21 protein-coding genes are annotated in these 15950 nt (G+C 63.9%); 19 read left to right on the top strand and 2 right to left on the bottom strand.

Annotation, left to right across the window (positions count from 1 at the left end; translation table 11 throughout):
• Position 1 precedes the first annotated feature (1 nt).
• The 13 genes from IIB36_01180 (at position 2) to IIB36_01120 (ending at position 10551) form a co-directional block, all read left to right on the top strand.
• Positions 2-811: a cytochrome c gene (locus IIB36_01180; GenBank protein MCH7530358.1), complete on the top strand. Its 810-nt coding sequence runs from the start codon at positions 2-4 to the stop codon at positions 809-811.
• The gene (locus IIB36_01175; GenBank protein MCH7530357.1) at positions 808-2643 is read left to right on the top strand and encodes a c-type cytochrome; all 1836 of its coding nucleotides are present in this window, start codon (positions 808-810) and stop codon (positions 2641-2643) included. Before IIB36_01180 ends, IIB36_01175 begins: the two co-directional genes overlap by 4 nt.
• The gene (locus IIB36_01170) at positions 2636-3499 is read left to right on the top strand and encodes a hypothetical protein (GenBank protein MCH7530356.1); all 864 of its coding nucleotides are present in this window, start codon (positions 2636-2638) and stop codon (positions 3497-3499) included. The genes IIB36_01175 and IIB36_01170 overlap by 8 nt, the downstream gene beginning before the upstream one ends.
• A gap of 46 nt (positions 3500-3545) precedes the next feature.
• Positions 3546-4214, top strand: coding sequence for a cytochrome c oxidase subunit II (gene coxB, locus IIB36_01165; protein ID MCH7530355.1), 669 nt, complete (start codon positions 3546-3548; stop codon positions 4212-4214).
• A gap of 71 nt (positions 4215-4285) precedes the next feature.
• Positions 4286-6103: a cbb3-type cytochrome c oxidase subunit I gene (locus IIB36_01160; protein MCH7530354.1), complete on the top strand. Its 1818-nt coding sequence runs from the start codon at positions 4286-4288 to the stop codon at positions 6101-6103.
• Positions 6100-6747, top strand: a complete 648-nt coding sequence (locus tag IIB36_01155; protein ID MCH7530353.1) for a heme-copper oxidase subunit III — start codon at positions 6100-6102, stop codon at positions 6745-6747. Before IIB36_01160 ends, IIB36_01155 begins: the two co-directional genes overlap by 4 nt.
• Positions 6748-6783: 36 nt before the next feature.
• The gene (locus IIB36_01150) at positions 6784-7059 is read left to right on the top strand and encodes a cytochrome C oxidase subunit IV family protein (GenBank protein MCH7530352.1); all 276 of its coding nucleotides are present in this window, start codon (positions 6784-6786) and stop codon (positions 7057-7059) included.
• 9 nt (positions 7060-7068) lie between these two features.
• The gene (locus IIB36_01145; protein ID MCH7530351.1) at positions 7069-7263 is read left to right on the top strand and encodes a hypothetical protein; all 195 of its coding nucleotides are present in this window, start codon (positions 7069-7071) and stop codon (positions 7261-7263) included.
• Entirely contained in the window at positions 7263-7931 is a 669-nt protein-coding gene (locus IIB36_01140; protein ID MCH7530350.1) for an HmuY family protein, read from the top strand. Before IIB36_01145 ends, IIB36_01140 begins: the two co-directional genes overlap by 1 nt.
• Positions 7915-8544, top strand: coding sequence for an SCO family protein (locus tag IIB36_01135; protein ID MCH7530349.1), 630 nt, complete (start codon positions 7915-7917; stop codon positions 8542-8544). The genes IIB36_01140 and IIB36_01135 overlap by 17 nt, the downstream gene beginning before the upstream one ends.
• 4 nt (positions 8545-8548) lie before the next feature.
• A complete protein-coding gene (locus tag IIB36_01130; GenBank protein ID MCH7530348.1) occupies positions 8549-9364 on the top strand; it encodes a cytochrome c oxidase assembly protein in 816 nt (271 codons plus the stop codon).
• 164 nt (positions 9365-9528) lie between these two features.
• Positions 9529-10086, top strand: a complete 558-nt coding sequence (locus tag IIB36_01125) for a hypothetical protein (protein ID MCH7530347.1) — start codon at positions 9529-9531, stop codon at positions 10084-10086.
• 33 nt (positions 10087-10119) lie between these two features.
• Positions 10120-10551, top strand: a complete 432-nt coding sequence (locus IIB36_01120) for a CBS domain-containing protein (GenBank protein MCH7530346.1) — start codon at positions 10120-10122, stop codon at positions 10549-10551.
• Positions 10552-10611: 60 nt separating this feature from the next.
• Here the strand turns inward: IIB36_01120 and IIB36_01115 are convergent, their stop codons facing one another.
• Positions 10612-11145 (bottom strand): DUF420 domain-containing protein, encoded by a 534-nt coding sequence (locus IIB36_01115; GenBank protein ID MCH7530345.1) that lies wholly within the window; start codon positions 11143-11145, stop codon positions 10612-10614.
• A gap of 30 nt (positions 11146-11175) precedes the next feature.
• The gene (locus IIB36_01110; GenBank protein ID MCH7530344.1) at positions 11176-11682 is read right to left on the bottom strand and encodes a DUF192 domain-containing protein; all 507 of its coding nucleotides are present in this window, start codon (positions 11680-11682) and stop codon (positions 11176-11178) included.
• Positions 11683-11854: 172 nt separating this feature from the next.
• Between IIB36_01110 and IIB36_01105 the strand changes: the two genes are divergently transcribed.
• From IIB36_01105 to IIB36_01080, 6 genes are read left to right on the top strand one after another with little or no spacing between them, the layout of a single operon-like run.
• The gene (locus IIB36_01105; protein ID MCH7530343.1) at positions 11855-12121 is read left to right on the top strand and encodes a Trm112 family protein; all 267 of its coding nucleotides are present in this window, start codon (positions 11855-11857) and stop codon (positions 12119-12121) included.
• Positions 12122-12177: 56 nt separating this feature from the next.
• Positions 12178-12774, top strand: a complete 597-nt coding sequence (locus IIB36_01100; GenBank protein ID MCH7530342.1) for a cytochrome c — start codon at positions 12178-12180, stop codon at positions 12772-12774.
• A gap of 16 nt (positions 12775-12790) precedes the next feature.
• Positions 12791-12961: a hypothetical protein gene (locus IIB36_01095; GenBank protein MCH7530341.1), complete on the top strand. Its 171-nt coding sequence runs from the start codon at positions 12791-12793 to the stop codon at positions 12959-12961.
• A 19-nt stretch (positions 12962-12980) separates the two neighbouring features.
• Positions 12981-13649 carry a cytochrome C oxidase subunit II gene (locus tag IIB36_01090; protein ID MCH7530340.1) on the top strand — a complete coding sequence of 223 codons (669 nt, stop codon included), beginning with the start codon at positions 12981-12983 and terminating at the stop codon, positions 13647-13649.
• Between the two features lie 16 nt (positions 13650-13665).
• Positions 13666-15372, top strand: coding sequence for a cbb3-type cytochrome c oxidase subunit I (locus tag IIB36_01085; protein ID MCH7530339.1), 1707 nt, complete (start codon positions 13666-13668; stop codon positions 15370-15372).
• Entirely contained in the window at positions 15372-15947 is a 576-nt protein-coding gene (locus tag IIB36_01080; protein MCH7530338.1) for a cytochrome c oxidase subunit 3, read from the top strand. The genes IIB36_01085 and IIB36_01080 overlap by 1 nt, the downstream gene beginning before the upstream one ends.
• The last annotated feature ends 3 nt before the right edge of the window (positions 15948-15950 follow it).

Genomic DNA, 15950 nt, shown 5'->3' with positions numbered 1-15950 from the left:
CATGGGCTGGTTGAGAACCCCGTTCCGGCAGGCGATCGCGATCCTGGCCGTCGCCTACGCGCTGATCGAGTTCGGGATCCCCTACATCCCGCCGCTCTTCGGAGTCGCGAGCGCGCCGGTACCCAACACCGTCGTGCTCCAGTACCTGGTCACGGTCATGGTGGGAATCCTGCTATGGGTGAGCGACAACGAGCAGCGTTGGACCGACTTCAAGAAGCCGATCCACGAGGTTCTGGTCCGCCCCGACCGCAAGGTCGCCCGTGGGGTGCTCCTGGTCGCGGTCCCGCTCCTGATGGCGTTCATCGCGTACGGGCGCGCACGCCCGGACATGTCGGCGCCGCCGAGCTTCCGCGCGATCCATCCGGCGCCCCCGAGCTCGATCCCCTTCCAGGGAGAGACGATCGAGCTGACCGGGCTCGAAAACCCTCTCAGGACCGCTGGATCGCTAGATGAGCACTATGAAGAGGGCAAGCGTGTCTATTACCAGAACTGTGTCGCGTGTCACGGCGACGCGCTCAGGGGACGCGGCCACTACGCGCCGGGCTTCAACCCCGCGCCGCTCAATTTCCAGGACGTCGGCACCATCGCGCAGCTCACCGAGAGCTTCGTCTTTTGGCGCATCGCGACGGGTGGGCCTGGCCTCCCGAACGAAGGCGCGCCATGGAACTCGGCGATGCCTGCGTGGGAGAACTTCCTGACGGCCGACGAGATCTGGTCGGTCATCATCTTTCTGTATGAGCAAACGGGGCACTCGCCCCGGGCGTGGGAGGAGACCGAAGGCGGTGAAGGCACCGAGGGGGCGGGGCAATGATGCGCCTCGCGCTGCCGTTGTTGTGTGATGCGCGTCTCGCGGCCGCGTCCCTGGCACTCGCGCTCGTGGCGGTCCCGCTCGTGCCCGCGACTGTCGCGGCTCAAGTGGACGGCGAGGGCGTATACGTAGAATGGTGTGCGGGCTGCCACGGTGAGGACGGCACCGGAAACGGCCCGGCGGCCAACACGATGCTGCCGCGACCTCGGGACTTCACGCTCGCGCTCTACCAGGTTCGGACCACCGCTACCGGCGAGCTGCCCACCGACGCCGACATGCTCAAGGTGATCGACCAGGGCATGCCCGGTACCGCGATGCCGGGCTGGGAGGACGTGCTCACCCAGGGCGAGCGCCTCGCCCTGGTCGATTATCTCAAGACCTTCTCGCGCTTTTTCCAAGGCGAAGCGCCGGCAAAACTCGAATTCAGCCGCGCTACCCGCGGCACGGACGAGGCGATCGCTCGTGGCCGGGAGGTCTACGAGACCATCGTCGAGTGCTGGCGCTGTCACGGCCAGGAGGGCCGTGGCGACGGGGAGTCGGCAGCGACGCTGAGCGACGACGCCGGCTTCCCGATCTTCGCGGCCGACCTGACCGCGAACTGGACGTTCAACGGTGGCGGCTCGGTGGAGGAGATCTACCGGGTTCTGCGCACGGGTCTCGACGGCACGCCGATGCCGGCGTTCTCCGAGATCGCCGATGTGATCACGGACGACGACCTGTGGGGCATCGCCCACTACGTGCGCAGCCTGTCACCCGAGGAGTTCCCCGAGGTGCGCGAGGTCGTCTCGGCCAAGCGAATCATCGGCGGCACCGTTCCTGAGACCCTGAGCGATGAGGCTTGGCAGGCGGTAGAGGCCATCTACGTGCCTCTCGTGGGCCAGATCGTGGTGAAGCCGCGCTGGTTCAACCCCCGCGTCCGCGGCGTGTGGGTCCAGGCCCTACACGACGGACAGGAGCTGGCCTTGCTCGTCTCGTGGACCGATCCGTCCGCGAGCCCCGACCCGGATTGGGCGGACTTCGGGCAGCGGATGATCGAGACCATGGGGCCGGGCGATGAGGGCGCGGCGACGGCTTCGGGAGCGCCCGACCAGCTCGTCGTCCAGTTCCCGGTGACGCTGTCGGACGGCATGGAGCGTCCGTACTTCCTCCAGGGAGACACGCGCCGACCGACGAACACCTGGACGTGGCGGAGCGACGTTCCGGACGCGTTGGAGAGCATCGCGCGCGGCATGGGCACCGCGGTTCCTCAGCCCGACGGTGAACAGCACGTGAGGGCAGAGGCGGAACACTCCGACGGCGAGTGGAGGGTCCTCTTCGTGAGGTCGCTCGACACCGGTGGGGCCGAGGATCTCGTCTTCCCCGTGGGCCAGACGGTGCCGGTGGCGTTCCAAGCGTGGGATGGGGACAACGGCGAAAGTGGAAACCAGGGGGCGGTGAGCACGTGGTACTTCCTGTTCCTCGAGCAACCGACCCCGATGTCGGTCTACGTGGCGCCCCCGATCGCTCTGGTGCTCACGCTCTTGTTCGGTTTGCTTGTGATCCGGCAAGCGCAGTGGGAGGCGAGTGGAGCGAGCGCCGGAATAACAAGGCGACTGCCAAGGTTCAGGTTGACGAAGTCCGTTGAACTGGCTTTCGGGATGGGCGTGGGCGTCGCTTGGCTCGGGATGGCGTTCGCAGCCTACCGGAGTGCCAGCGCCGGTTGGGACGCCGGACATTCGGACCTGGGCGTCTGGTGGACGGTCATCGCGGGGTTCCTGGCGATCGCCGGCCTCAGCGCTATGATCGGGACATGGATACACACACGACCTAATGACGTACGGAGGCAGCATGATTGAGAGAGTTTGGAAGACCGGGCGCGTCGCCTTCGTCACCGCGCTGTTGGCGGTGGCGGGATGTGGAGGGGATGAGGGTGGTGGCTCGGGCGCCTCCGCCGGAGGTGAGTCGGCGCCGGCGGCGTCCCCCGTCGACCCGGCTACGGTCGGGCACGCGTCGGGCATGGTCACCTTCTCCGGCATGGCTCCGGCCATGGCCGAGATCGACATGTCCGACGAGGCGGTCTGCGCGTCGAAGCATGCGATGACTCCGACGGCAGAGACCGTGATCGTGGGCGACGGCGGTGGCCTCGCGAACGTCTTCGTGTACGTGAAGGAAGGCCTCGAGGGCATGGACTTCCCGACGCCCACCGAGCGGGTGGCCTTGGACCAGGACGGCTGCATGTACACGCCCCACGTCCTCGGCGTGCAGACAGGGCAGGACTACACCATAGTCAACAGCGACGGGATCCTGCACAACATCAACGCGTCGCCGACCGAGAACCGGCCGTTCAACGTGAGTCAGCCGGTCGTCATGGAGACGAACCGCTCGTTCGCGACGGCCGAGATCATGGTGCCGTTGATCTGCAACGTGCACGGCTGGATGTCGGCTTACATCGGCGTCGTGGACCATCCGTACTTCGCGGTCACCGGTACGGACGGATCGGTCTCGTTGCAAGGGCTGCCACCCGGCGACTACGTGGTCGAGGCATGGCACGAGATGTACGGGACCATCACCCAGAGCATCACGGTCGTGACGGGCGAGACCGCCGAGCTCTCGTTCGAGTTCAACTCGGACATGTCAGCGGCTCATGTTCCGCTCGGCGAGCCGATCGACCTGATGCATCCCCAGGGCCACCGGACGGTGGACCCTCAGTAGGGGATTTCGGACGGGTAGGTCCTGAGCCTCACGGCCGGAGACAACTATGAATTGGAGCTGGATGCTCCCGGAAGCCTTCTCGACGTTCTCGGACGACGTCGACAGGATCTACTACGTCATCCTGTGGATCACCGGCGTCATCTTCGTCCTCACGGAGAGTGCGCTCATCTACTTCCTCGTCAGGTATCGCCACAAGGAAGGGCGAAAGGCCACGTACGACCACGGGAGCAACAAGTTAGAGCTTGTGTGGACCTTGGGTACACTCGTTATCTGTCTCGGGATCGGCATCGCGAGCAAAGGCGTGTGGGACCGGATGAAATCCGAGGTTCCGCCCGGCTCGATGGAGATCATCGTGACCGCCAAGCAGTTCGAGTGGAACGTGACCTACCCCGGGCCCGACGGCGCCCTCGGGACTGCCGACGACTTCGTGGTCCGGAATCAGATCCATGCCCCGGTCGATCGGCCCGTGTGGATCCACCTCCGCGCCGAGGATGTGCTGCATTCACTATTCCTGCCCGAGATGCGCGTGAAGCAGGATGCCATTCCGGGCAGGGACATCGCGGTCTGGTTCGAAGCGACCGCGACCGGTGACTACACGATCGGCTGTGCCGAGCTGTGCGGAATTGGTCACTACACCATGAGCGGGACGCTCACGATCCACACGGCGGCAGACTTTCAGGCTTGGGCAACCGCCCAGGCGCAGCAGCGCCCCTAACCGCGGCCATGGTGGAGCGTCCACATGGGGAACCAACGTCACACGAAAAACGGTTTTGACCGGAAGGCCACATGAGCACGACCGAACAAGAGATCGCGGGCGCGATCGTCGCTGGTGGGCAGCACGACCACCACGAGATCCCCTGGATTCGCCGATACGTCTTCGCCACCGACCACAAGATGATCGCGAAGCAGTTCATGTTCCTGAGCCTCTTCTTCCTCGTGGTCGGTGGTGCGCTCGCGAGCATGATGCGTTGGCAGCTCGGCTTCCCGGGCCAGCCGATGCCGGGTGGCGGGATCCTGCCGGACGCGATGATGGCGCCGACGCCGGATGGCGCGATCATGCTGCCAGAGTTCTACAACTCCCTGGTGACGATGCACGGCACGATCATGATCTTCTTCGCGATCATGCCGCTGCTGGTGGGGCTCTTCGGCAACCTCCTCATCCCGCTGCAGATCGGCGCCGAGGACATGGCTTTCCCGCGCCTGAACATGGCGTCATTCTGGCTCGCGGTCCCCGCAGGCATGCTCATGCTCGCGAGCTTCTGGGTCGAGGGAGGTGCTGCCGGTGCTGGCTGGACGGCATACGCGCCGCTGAGCACGTCGGGCGAATGGACTGGGGTATACCTCGGGCAACAGCTCTGGCTCGTGAGCCTGACGATTCTTGGCTTCTCGTCGCTCGTTGGAGCCGTGAACTACATCACCACCGTCATCAACCTGCGCGCGCCGGGCATGACCTGGTTTCGTATTCCTCTGGCGACGTGGTCGCTTTTCGTCACGGCGGTGCTCGTCCTGTTGGCGATTCCGATCCTGGCGGGCGCGCTGATCATGCTCCTGTTCGATCAGACCATCGGGACCGGGTTCTTCCGGGCCGATGTGGGCGGTGAGCCGCTACTGTGGCAGCACCTCTTCTGGTTCTTCGGGCACCCTGAGGTCTACATCCTCATCCTACCCGCGATGGGGATCACGTCCGAGGTGCTCTCGAACCGGGCTCGTAAGCCCATCTTCGGATATCACTCGATGGTGCTCGCGCTGATCAGCATCGGGTTCCTGGGCTGGATCGTATGGGGACACCACATGTTCCAGAGCGGCATGAACCCGCTGCTGGGCACCTCGTTCATGATCTCGACCATGGCGATCGCGGTTCCGTCGGCGATCAAGACGTTCAACTGGCTCGGGACGTTGTGGAAGGCCGACATCCACTTCGATGTGCCGATGCTGCACGCGCTCTCCTTCGTGTCGATGTTCATCATCGGCGGACTGTCCGGGATCTTCATGGCCTCGACGCCGGTGGATGTCTACATCCACGACACCTACTTCATCGTCGCGCACCTCCACTACGTGCTCTTCGGCGGTAGCCTGTTCGCGATCTTCGCCGGAATCACCTTTTGGTTCCCGAAGATGTTCGGACGGATGATGAACGAGCCGCTGGGCAAGGTGCACTGGGTCATGTCGTTCATCTTCTACAACCTCGTCTTCTTCCCCATGCACAACTTGGGACTGCAGGGGATGATGCGGCGGATCTACGACTTCAGGCAGTACGAGTTCCTGCAGGAGCTTGAACCGATGAACCAGTTCATTTCGGTCTTCGCGTTCGCGCTGATCGCGACGCAGGTGCTCTTCGTCATCAACTTCTTCTGGAGCATCTTCAAGGGCAAGAAGGCGGGCGACAACCCCTGGAATTCCAACACGCTCGAGTGGTCGGTTCCGTCGCCGCCGCCGCACGGGAATTTTGCGCGGATGCCGACGGTCTACCGCGGTCCGTACGAGTACAGCTCACCCGAATCCGACGACGACTTCCTGCCGCAGACGACGCCCCCCCGCGAGGGTCCCGGCCCGTCGAGAGGTGTTCCCGAACCTACCCCGACTCCGGAGGGAGCTGAGGTATGACGACGATGACCGCTGACCGGGCCCCCATGGCCGGAATGAAGGTCTACCACCTCAAGCTCGGGATGTGGGTGTTCCTGCTCTCGGAGGTCATGTTCTTTACCGGCCTGATCGGGTCGTACATCATCCTGCGCTTCGCGCACCCGGAGGCCTTCGCCGCGCCCGGGGTCGTGCTCAACGTACCGCTCACCGCCTTCAACACCTTCGTGCTCATCTGCTCGAGCGTCACGATGGTGAAGGCGTTCGCGGCGATTGAGCAGGGAGACCAGAAGGGTCTGCAGAAGTGGCTTCTCGGCACGATCCTGCTCGGGGCCTTCTTCGTCGGCGTGCAGGCGGTGGAGTACACGATCCTGTCCAGCGAGGGCTTCGTGCCGATGGCCGAATCGTACCACGCCATTGCTCGAGGGGCGGCCGAAGGGAGCGCGGTGATCGGAGGTCCGCTCTACGGCGCCACCTTCTACACGATGACCGGCTTCCACGGCGCACACGTGTCCATCGGAGTACTCTGCCTGTGCTTCACATTGTGGCGCGCCCGCAAAGGTGCCTACACCGCCGGCGATCTCGGCGGCGTGGAGATCATGGGTCTCTACTGGCACTTCGTGGACCTGGTCTGGATCCTCCTGTTCACGGTCGTTTATCTGATATAGCGGTCAGGTCGACCGCTCAGCCCAAGAGGAGGGCGCATGGCAACCGGGGAAGAGCACAAGGCTCCACCGTACATGCTCGTATTTGTGGTGCTCGCCGTTCTCACGGTCCTTGAGGTGCTGTTCGCGATGTTCGCCGACCTACCCCAGGTCTGGCTCGCGGTGGGCCTGATCCTCATGGCTCTTTGGAAGGCCTATCTGGTGGCGCTCTACTTCATGCACCTCCGCTTCGAGCCCAGGCGGCTCTGGATCTTGGCTGCCTCGCCGATTCCGTTGGCGATCATCCTCGTCCTCGTGGTGATCAGGGAGTTCTAGCGTTCAACGATGTCACTCGTCCACTTCCACCGCTTCCTGATCACGACCGCGATCGTCTTCTGCCTGGGTTACGGTGCGTGGGAGCTGAACGCCGCCGCGGACAGGGCCGGCGGCTTCATCCAGGGAACGGTCTTCATCGTCCTGGGGCTGGCGCTAGCTGTGTACCTGAGACATCTGGGTCGATTCCTGGGCTACGACGAGTAGTGCTCTCACACCCGGGCGGCGGGTCGCTCGCGGACTCCGTGAAGCGTCTCGAGTTTCTCGCCCACGATCGTGTTACTCTTGCGCTCGTGGGCGTTCTCGCGCTCGGAGCGGTTCTGTTCGTCGTGGCGTCGCTGGGCCGCAGGAACATCCCCACCTTCGTGGCCACGACGCCGGCTCCCACCGACGTGGGCGCGGCCACATTGGGGCCCGACACCGTAACCGTAGACGCGACAGGGGAGGAGGGCTGGCGCTTTTTCGACTTTTCTCGTGCCTCGGTGGTCGAGGCCCCCGGCCCGATGGATTGGGACCTCGCATTTCTGCGACACAGGATCGTTGCCAACGGAGGAAGGGCCTTCGCGGGTGACGGCGGCTTGCTCGAGCTGGGCGGCGTCGAATACGACTCGGTCTCGGAGGTGCCGTCGACCGGATACATCGGCTCGCCCCAACCCGGCGATACGACGAACGCGGCGATCGAGCGTTGGTACAACTACAATTGGACGAGCCACATCCTGGAGCCACGGCCCACCGTGTGGGCCGTCCGCACAGCGGACGGGCGGTACGCCAAGCTCCGGATCCTGGGGTACTATTGCCCGGGCCCGCAGGCAGGCTGTCTGACGTTCGAGTTCGTCTATCAAGGAGGGGGAGGCACCGATGTCACGTCGCAGTGATGCGAAGGCGAGGAGCCTTCTCCTGGTCACGCTTGTCGGCATCTCGGTCTCGGCGTGTGGCGTGCCGGCGGAGGGTGGCAATGTGGGCGAGCTGCGGGGTTGGGTCATGGACACGCCGATCGCGAAGCCGGACCTCACGCTCACCGATACGAACGGTGAAGCGTTCGATCTGAGAGCGGAAACCAACGGGTACCTGACGCTCCTCTTCTTCGGCTACACGCACTGTCCGGACGTCTGCCCGGTCCACATGGCGAACCTGGGCGCTGTATTCGGGGATCTGCCGCCCGAGGTACGCGATCGCACCAAGGTCGTCTTCGTCTCTACGGATCCCGAGCGGGACACGCCCGAGAGACTGCGTTCGTGGCTGGACAACTTCAACCGGGCCTTCATCGGGCTTCGGGGGTCTCTGGACGATATCAACGCCGCGCTGTCGTCGATGATGCTGCCCGGAGTCGCCGTCATCCCGGGGGAGCACGGCTCGGAGCCGATGGTCGGGCACCCCGCCGCGGTCCTGGCGTTCGGTCCGGACGGGCTGGCCCACGTCCGGTACCCTTTCGGCGTGCGGCAGGCGGATTGGGCTCACGACCTGCCGCTGCTCGTGGAAGGTTTCTGAGGCGATGCAGTGGTGGTGCTTCGCGCAGCAGCAGCCTTGGACCTGGACCTGGCGGCCTCTGCTGGGCGTCTGGGTCGGTGTGGTGCTGCTCGTGCTGGCGTATCGTCGTCTCGTGCGGCGTCCGTCCGCTGACCCGGAGTCGGACCGGACCACGCGCTGGCGTCGGTTGGCGTTCGGGCTCGGCGTATTTCTCCTGTGGGCATCGCTGGATTGGCCGCTCGGCCCGCTCGGCGCCGGCTATCTCGCGAGCGTGCACATGATCCAGTTCCTGGCCGTGGGCCTCGCGGCGCCCGCGTTGCTCCTGCTCTCACTCCCGCCGAAGGCGTACGATGGCCTCCTGACTCGTCCGCGCACGCTCTCCATGCTCGAGGAAGTCACGAGCCCCGTGAGCGCATTCTTCATCTTCAACATCGTCATGACGGTCACCCACTGGCCCGGCGTGGTCGACTCCCTCATGCCCACCCAGTTGGGCTCGTTCCTGCTGGACGCCGCGTGGTTCGCGGGCGGGCTGATCTTCTGGTGGCCGGTCATCGCGCCCGTACCCCATCGCCCCGGATTCCACCCGCTCGGCAAGATCGCCTACCTGGCGCTCAACGCGTTCCTGATTCGTCCGCCGTTCGCGATGATGATCTTCAGCGAGCATCCGATCTACTCGATCTACGAGTTGGCGCCGCCGCCTGGTGGTGACGCCCTCAACGATCAACAGTTCGGCGGCGCGATCATGAAGATCGGTACCGCCTGGATCCTGTTCGTGGGCGTCGTCGTCGTCTTCAAACGATGGGTGCACTCGGAGAGCGCCGCAGAGGCTTCTGCTACCTGAGCCGGCCCCCGGCCGCGCGTCGAGCCGCGCCCGCGTCCCGCTCGGGGATCGTCCGGTGCCGCCTGCACTTGTGGGGCGCACCCTCTGCGCAGTAGGCTACGATATCGAGGTCCCCGACAGGTGTACCGGGCCTGGCCGGGAACCGTCGCAAAGGAGCGTCCGCGATGGAGAACCCGGCTGTCCATGACGAGCGCCGAGAGGGACAGAGAGAGGGTCCCACCAAGCTCGAGGACCTACTGTATGACGCGTTCTATTCCGCGGCGATCGGCGGGTCGGTGCTGGGGCTCTTCTTTCTGTTGGTCGACACCGTTGCCGGCCAACCGTTCTACACTCCATCCCTCATGGGCAGTGTCTTGTTCCTGGGGATGACGCCGGAGGCCGTCACCGAGATCCGGCTCGACCTGGTCGCATATTTCACCATGATCCATATGGGCGCTTTCGGCGCGCTAGGGATCGCGTTCTCGATCTTGGTCTATGAGGTGGAGCTGCACTCTCACCACCCCGCGCGCGTGATGGCGCTACTCTTCCTGGTCATCGAGGGAGGGTTCCTGATCTCGGCCAACACCTTCATGCCCGGCGTCGTCTCCGCGATCGGTTTCGGTCGAATCTTGGTTGGGAACATTCTGACCGCGACGGCCATGGCGCTCTTCATGCTCAGGTCACACAACCCGAAGGCGTGGGACCGACTGCTTCGCGGAAGGCCGATCGAGCCGATCTACTAGCGAAAACGAAGTATCCGTGTCCGGGAGGTAGCCATGAAGATCGAGGAGATCCTTCGCAGCAAGGGCCATGACGTCGTCACGATCACGGAATCCAAGAGTGTGCTTGACGCTGCTCAGGTCCTCGTAGACCACAATATTGGCGGACTGGTGGTCATGGACGGTGAGCGTCCGACGGGCATCCTAACCGAGCGCGACATACTGCGTCTCACTGCACGAAACCCGGGTGAGCTCGGTTCGATCCAGGTGGGTAGCGTGATGACGCGGGAGTTGATCACGGCGAGGCCCGAGGATCAACTCGCCGAAATGATGGACGTGATGACCGAGAGCAAGATTCGTCACCTGCCGGTCATGGAAGGGGATCGACTCGCCGGCATCATCTCGATCGGCGACCTCGTGAACGCGTGCCGGGTGATGGCGGAGGAGGAGAACTCCCAACTTCGGCAGTATATCCAGGGTGCCGGCTGATCCGATCACTCGCTGACGCGGCTCGCACGGCACTACCGCCGAATGCGTCTCACGATCCGGTTACAGATGATACAGCATGACGTAGACGGCGACGCCGCTCACGGAAACATAAAGCCAGAGCGGTAGCGTCCAGCGCGCGATCTTGCGATGCAGCGCAATGCGCTCGGTCCAACCGCGATAGATCGTGAGAAGCGCGAGCGGAACGATCAGCGCCGCCAGCGTGACGTGCGGCACGAGCACGGCGAAGTACACGCCGCGGATCCACCCCTCGTGCTGGAAGTGAACGGAGCCGACCTGGGCGTGATGAAGCAGGTAGGTGACGAGGAAGAGCGACGACAGAACGAAAGCGCTGACCATGCAGATTCTGTGGGCTTTGACGTTTTCGTTACGAATGAACGCGTAGCCGATTAGCAGGAAACACGCCGCACCTCCGTTGAGGACGGCGTTCACCGTTGCCAGCACTCCGGGCGCACTGGGTTCCGGGCCGCGCCCCGGCATGGCGTAGAGTACGATGAGCACAGCGGCGAACACGACGACGGAAAGGACACCGATCACCCAGCGTGCCCCGGCGGACTCTGCTGTTACCGTAGTCACGACACGGGACGGGATGAGCTCGAGACCAATTCAGCGCCCGACCTGGATGCCGAACTCGATCTGTGCCTGGTCCCCTACCACGACGCCGTGCTTGGCGAACCACCCCTGCGCGACCTCCAACGCGAACATCGCCGGCGCCGCGCTCGGGTAGGAGTCGGTGACCAGGGGCTCCATTTGCTGAATATCCACGATCACGTAGGACACATTGATATAGGCGATGTCCAGCGGCACGTAGGTGTTCGCCATCCAGAACGAACGGATCTGGACGTCTTCGAATACGAAGAGCATGCCCGTGCCGTCCGGGAGCTCATCCCGGTACATGAGGCCCTGGGCCCTCTCGTCAGATGTCCTTGCGATCTCCGCGACGATCGTATCGGTGCCGAAGATGACCCATGCTCGGTTCGCCGGGGGCCGACGGACCTCGAGCGTGGCTCCATCGCTCTCGGGAACCGTCTGAGCCGACACGGCCGTGTCCGCGGCACTGCCCTCTCCTGAGCAGCCCAGGACGGTGAGCGCGGTGAGGAGGGCGGTCGTCATGCACGCCGCTCGACCCCTACTCTCGGCCTCGATCCGAGTGCTTATCTCGCTCAACATTAACGACCTCCCGTTCCCCAGCCGACGCTGATAGGTTACTTGGCTCCCGCCTGAAGCCCAGTGGGGACTCTCCTTTCTTCTTTTCCTAAGTGTAGCGACGGAGTCGGTGACGAGCATGGTCGATCAGGAATTGTTGGACATCCTCGTATGTCCCGAGACCAAGCAGCCCGTCCGACTAGCCGGAACTGACCTGTTGCGCATGCTGAACCGAGCGATCGATGCCGGCGAGGTCAAGACGCGGGACGGACAGCTGGTGGAAGACCGCATCGAGGAGGGCCTCGTCCGCGAGGACAACGGTGTGCTGTACCCCGTGCGAGATTCCATCCCGATCATGTTGATCGACGAGGCGATCCCGCTCGACGACGTTGTGAAGACCACCTGATACAGTCCCGTTTCACGACGATGGTACGACTAGGCAACGGACGGAGCCTCGCGACCGTGCTGCTCGTCCTGGGCGCGGCTGCTTGCGGCCGACCCGCTGCGGGCGTGGCGCTGGGCGAGGAGCTGTTCGATACGTGCGCGCCGTGCCACGGCGCGAACGGCGGTGGCAACCCCGTGATTGCCGCACCGGCCATCGCGGGTCTTCCACAGTGGTACGTGGCAGCCCAGTTGGAGGGGTTCAAGGCCGGCTTCCGCGGCAGGCACGCCGACGATTTGCCCGGGCTCCGGATGCGTCCGATGGCCGTCTCGCTCAACCGCGAGGGTGACATCGAGTCTGTCGCGGAATACGTTGCCTCGCTCACGCCGGTCCTCACCCCGAGCACGCTGCAAGGAAACGCGGGCGCCGGGGCCGAAATCTACACTCCGTGCGCCGTGTGCCACGGGACCGACGGCCTGGGGAACGAAGTGCTGCATTCCCCGCCGATCGTCCAGATGGACGACTGGTACCTCGTGCGGCAGCTCCAGAACTTCAAGCACGGCGCGCGCGGTGCCGTAGCCGGCGACACGTGGGGCATCACCATGCAGGTGAATACGCTCGCGCTCTCCGACCCGGCGATGGAGGACGTTGTGGCCTATATCCAGACTCTCAGATAGATAGCGGAACCGAATCATGCCGGAGTTCAAGCAGGCGGCGATCGAGGACCCGGAAAGCGCGGCAGTGCGCGGCGAGCACCTCCCGGAAGACGACAATCCCGCGCTCATCGACGCGTACAAGACGTTCGTCGCTACGCTGTTCTGCACCGCGGTGTTCGTCGGTGTCGTGATCTCGTTCATCCTCTGACGCGCCGACTCGAAATCGCATGATCGAGATGCTTCAGCAGGCCTCTTCCTATGCGGCTGACATCGACGGTCTCATCATTCTGATCGCCGTGCTCAGCGGCTTCTGGTTCCTGATCGCCGAGGCCGTCTTCTTTTGGCTGATCTTCCGCTACCGGGCCAAGCCGGGGACGAAGTCGAGATACATCACGGGGCGTGAGAAGCACCTCAAGCGTTGGATCAACTTCCCGCACGGGCTGGTTCTCGTCTGCGACGTCTTCATCATCATCGCCTCCATCAGCGTGTGGTACGACGTCAAGCAGCGGTTGCCCGAGCCCGACCGCGTCGTGCGCATCACCGGGCAGCAGTGGGCTTGGACGTTCCAGCATCCGGGCAGCGACGGCGAGCTCGACACCGATGACGACATCTACGTGGTGGACGAGCTCCACGTCGAGGTGGACAAGATCTACCATTTCCGCCTGGAGGCCAGGGACGTCCTGCACTCGTTCTCCGTCCCGGTGTTCCGGCTGAAGCAGGATGCGGTCCCGGGTCGGTCCATCACGGGCTGGTTCCGACCGACTCGGACTGGTGAGTTCGACGTGCAGTGCGCCGAGATCTGCGGGATCGGCCATGGCCTCATGGCCGCGAGGATCTTCGTTGCCGACGAAGCTCAGCACGCGGCGTGGGTCACACAGAACACTCCGACCCGGTAGCGAGAGGAACCCATCGATGGCCGAAGCACCGGTAGAGGTCCGGCACGACGTCTCCGAGCATCACGGGCCGCAAGGCGTCCTGAAGTACCTCTGGTCGACGGACCACAAGATCATCTCCATGCAGTACCTCTTCACGGGGATGTTCATGGCGGTGATCGGCGGCTTCATGGCGTACGTCTTCCGGATGCAGCTCGCTTTCCCTGGAAGCTGGGTTCCGGGCTTCGGCATCGTGTCGCCGGGCGAGTACAACTCGCTGGTCACGAACCACGGCACGATCATGATCTTCTGGGTCGCGATGCCGATTCTGATCGCCGCGTTCGGAAACTTCCTGATCCCGCTCATGATCGGCGCGGACGACATGGTGTTCCCGCGGATCAATCGCCTATCGTTCCACATCTTCTTCATCAGCACGCTCGTGATCCTGGGCTCGCTTTTCGTCGAGGGTGGTGGCTTCGGTGGCGCGTGGACGGCGTACCCGCCGCTCTCTGCGCAGGAGATCTACAACCAGACCCCGCTCGGCGCGACGCTGTGGCTCATCGGCGTGAGTCTGGAGTTCGTGGCGTTCCTCCTGGGCGGGATCAACTTCATCACCACCCTGATGAACGCTCGTGCCCCCGGGATGAAGGCATACGACATCCCGATGGTGTGCTGGATGATCGTGATCGCGAGCATCCTGTTCATGCTTTCGGTGGGACCGCTCATCGCCGGCGCGATGATGCTGCTGTTGGACCAAACGCTCGGGACCGGCTTCTACAACCCGGCTATGGGCGGCGACCCCATCCTGTGGCAGCACCTGTTCTGGTTCTTCGGACATCCCGAGGTCTACGTGGTGCTCCTGCCCGCGATGGGCATCACGATCGATATCGTCGCGACCTTCGCTCGCAAGAAGCTCTTCGGCTACAAGGTGATGCTCTATACCGCCGTCGCCACGGGTGTGTTGAGCTTCTTCGTGTGGGCGCACCACCAGTACGTGGCGGGTATCGACCCTCGAATGGCGAACGTGTTCACGGTCACGACGCTCCTGATCTCGGTGCCGATCGCGGAGCTCATGTTCGTGATCATCGCCACGCTCTACGGCGGCTCGATCAGGCTGACCACGCCGATGCTGTGGGCGCTCGCGTTCATCGCCGAGTTCCTGATCGGCGGCGTGACCGGAATCTTCCTCGGGGCCAGCGGCGCGGACATCTACTTCCACGACACATACTTCGTGCTCGCGCACTTCCACTACACGTTCTTCCCCATCGCGGTCATCGGGACCTTCGCCGGGCTGACGTACTGGTTCCCGAAGATGTTCGGGAAGATGATGAGCGACACCCTCGGGAAGATCCATTTCTGGGGCACGATCATTCCGTTCAACGTCATCTTCATCCCGCTGTTCGTGCTCGGAATCGGTGGTCAGCACCGCCGGATCTACAACTACCAACACTTCCCGGATCTGGCGGGCGCGGACTTCCAGCGTCTCCGAGTGATCGCGACCATCGCTCTACTCGTCATGCTCGCGTTCCAGCTCGTGTTCTTCTTCAACTTCATCCGCAGCCTGCTGTGGGGTGAGAAGGCCGGGAAGAACCCGTGGAACGCGAATACGCTCGAGTGGACAACCGAGTCGCCACCCCCGCACGGCAACTGGCCTCCGGAGGAGATGCCGAAGGTCTACCGGGGACCGTACGAGTACGGCCACCCGGACCGTGAATCAGACTACTGGCCCCAGGACGAGCCCGCCTGATGTTCGCGAAACCGATAGCGACCACGCGCAGCGCGACCGGGATCCCGACTGGCCGACTGGCCGTCTGGTGGGTCCTGGCGTCCGAGGTCGTCATCTTCGGCGGCTTGCTCGGCTCATACGTGATGCATCGCATAGGCCACCCCGAGTGGGCGGAGGCTGCGGCGCATACCAACACCTGGTTCGGGGCGTTCAACACGCTCGTCCTCCTCACCTCGAGCTTCACGGCGGTGCTCGCTCATCAGGCCGCCGAGAGCGGAGACGGGAAGAAGGCGGCGAAGTACTTGTTGATGACGATGGGCGGCGCGCTCACCTTCCTCATGGTGAAGTCGGTCGAGTGGACGATCGAGATCTCTCACGGCTACACGATCACGGCGAACAACTTCTGGTCGTTCTATTACACCGCGGCCGGGTTACACGGGCTCCACGTGATCGCGGGGGCGATCATCATGGCGTTCGTAGCGGCGGACGCGTGGAGGGGTCGAGAACTCCATCGCGTGGAGCTCATCGGCATCTATTGGCACTTCGTCGACCTGGTTTGGATTTTCCTGTTCCCCCTGCTCTACATCGCGAAGTAGGCC

It is taken from the genome of Gemmatimonadota bacterium (assembly GCA_022560615.1).
Classification (GTDB): domain Bacteria; phylum Gemmatimonadota; class Gemmatimonadetes; order Longimicrobiales; family Gaopeijiaceae; genus UBA1138.
This window is presented reverse-complemented; position numbering and strand designations above follow the sequence as displayed.

What these genes read in the sequence shown, in the direction of transcription:
- IIB36_01180 (MCH7530358.1), top strand. Translation starts at nt 2, where the DNA reads ATGGGCTGGTTGAGAACCCCGTTCCGGCAGGCGATCGCGATCCTGGCC.
- IIB36_01175 (MCH7530357.1), top strand. Translation starts at nt 808, where the DNA reads ATGATGCGCCTCGCGCTGCCGTTGTTGTGTGATGCGCGTCTCGCGGCC.
- IIB36_01170 (MCH7530356.1), top strand. Translation starts at nt 2,636, where the DNA reads ATGATTGAGAGAGTTTGGAAGACCGGGCGCGTCGCCTTCGTCACCGCG.
- coxB (MCH7530355.1), top strand. Translation starts at nt 3,546, where the DNA reads ATGAATTGGAGCTGGATGCTCCCGGAAGCCTTCTCGACGTTCTCGGAC.
- IIB36_01160 (MCH7530354.1), top strand. Translation starts at nt 4,286, where the DNA reads ATGAGCACGACCGAACAAGAGATCGCGGGCGCGATCGTCGCTGGTGGG.
- IIB36_01155 (MCH7530353.1), top strand. Translation starts at nt 6,100, where the DNA reads ATGACGACGATGACCGCTGACCGGGCCCCCATGGCCGGAATGAAGGTC.
- IIB36_01150 (MCH7530352.1), top strand. Translation starts at nt 6,784, where the DNA reads ATGGCAACCGGGGAAGAGCACAAGGCTCCACCGTACATGCTCGTATTT.
- IIB36_01145 (MCH7530351.1), top strand. Translation starts at nt 7,069, where the DNA reads ATGTCACTCGTCCACTTCCACCGCTTCCTGATCACGACCGCGATCGTC.
- IIB36_01135 (MCH7530349.1), top strand. Translation starts at nt 7,915, where the DNA reads ATGTCACGTCGCAGTGATGCGAAGGCGAGGAGCCTTCTCCTGGTCACG.
- IIB36_01130 (MCH7530348.1), top strand. Translation starts at nt 8,549, where the DNA reads ATGCAGTGGTGGTGCTTCGCGCAGCAGCAGCCTTGGACCTGGACCTGG.
- IIB36_01125 (MCH7530347.1), top strand. Translation starts at nt 9,529, where the DNA reads ATGGAGAACCCGGCTGTCCATGACGAGCGCCGAGAGGGACAGAGAGAG.
- IIB36_01120 (MCH7530346.1), top strand. Translation starts at nt 10,120, where the DNA reads ATGAAGATCGAGGAGATCCTTCGCAGCAAGGGCCATGACGTCGTCACG.
- IIB36_01110 (MCH7530344.1), bottom strand. Translation starts at nt 11,682, where the DNA reads ATGACGACCGCCCTCCTCACCGCGCTCACCGTCCTGGGCTGCTCAGGA.
- IIB36_01105 (MCH7530343.1), top strand. Translation starts at nt 11,855, where the DNA reads ATGGTCGATCAGGAATTGTTGGACATCCTCGTATGTCCCGAGACCAAG.
- IIB36_01095 (MCH7530341.1), top strand. Translation starts at nt 12,791, where the DNA reads ATGCCGGAGTTCAAGCAGGCGGCGATCGAGGACCCGGAAAGCGCGGCA.
- IIB36_01090 (MCH7530340.1), top strand. Translation starts at nt 12,981, where the DNA reads ATGATCGAGATGCTTCAGCAGGCCTCTTCCTATGCGGCTGACATCGAC.
- IIB36_01085 (MCH7530339.1), top strand. Translation starts at nt 13,666, where the DNA reads ATGGCCGAAGCACCGGTAGAGGTCCGGCACGACGTCTCCGAGCATCAC.
- IIB36_01080 (MCH7530338.1), top strand. Translation starts at nt 15,372, where the DNA reads ATGTTCGCGAAACCGATAGCGACCACGCGCAGCGCGACCGGGATCCCG.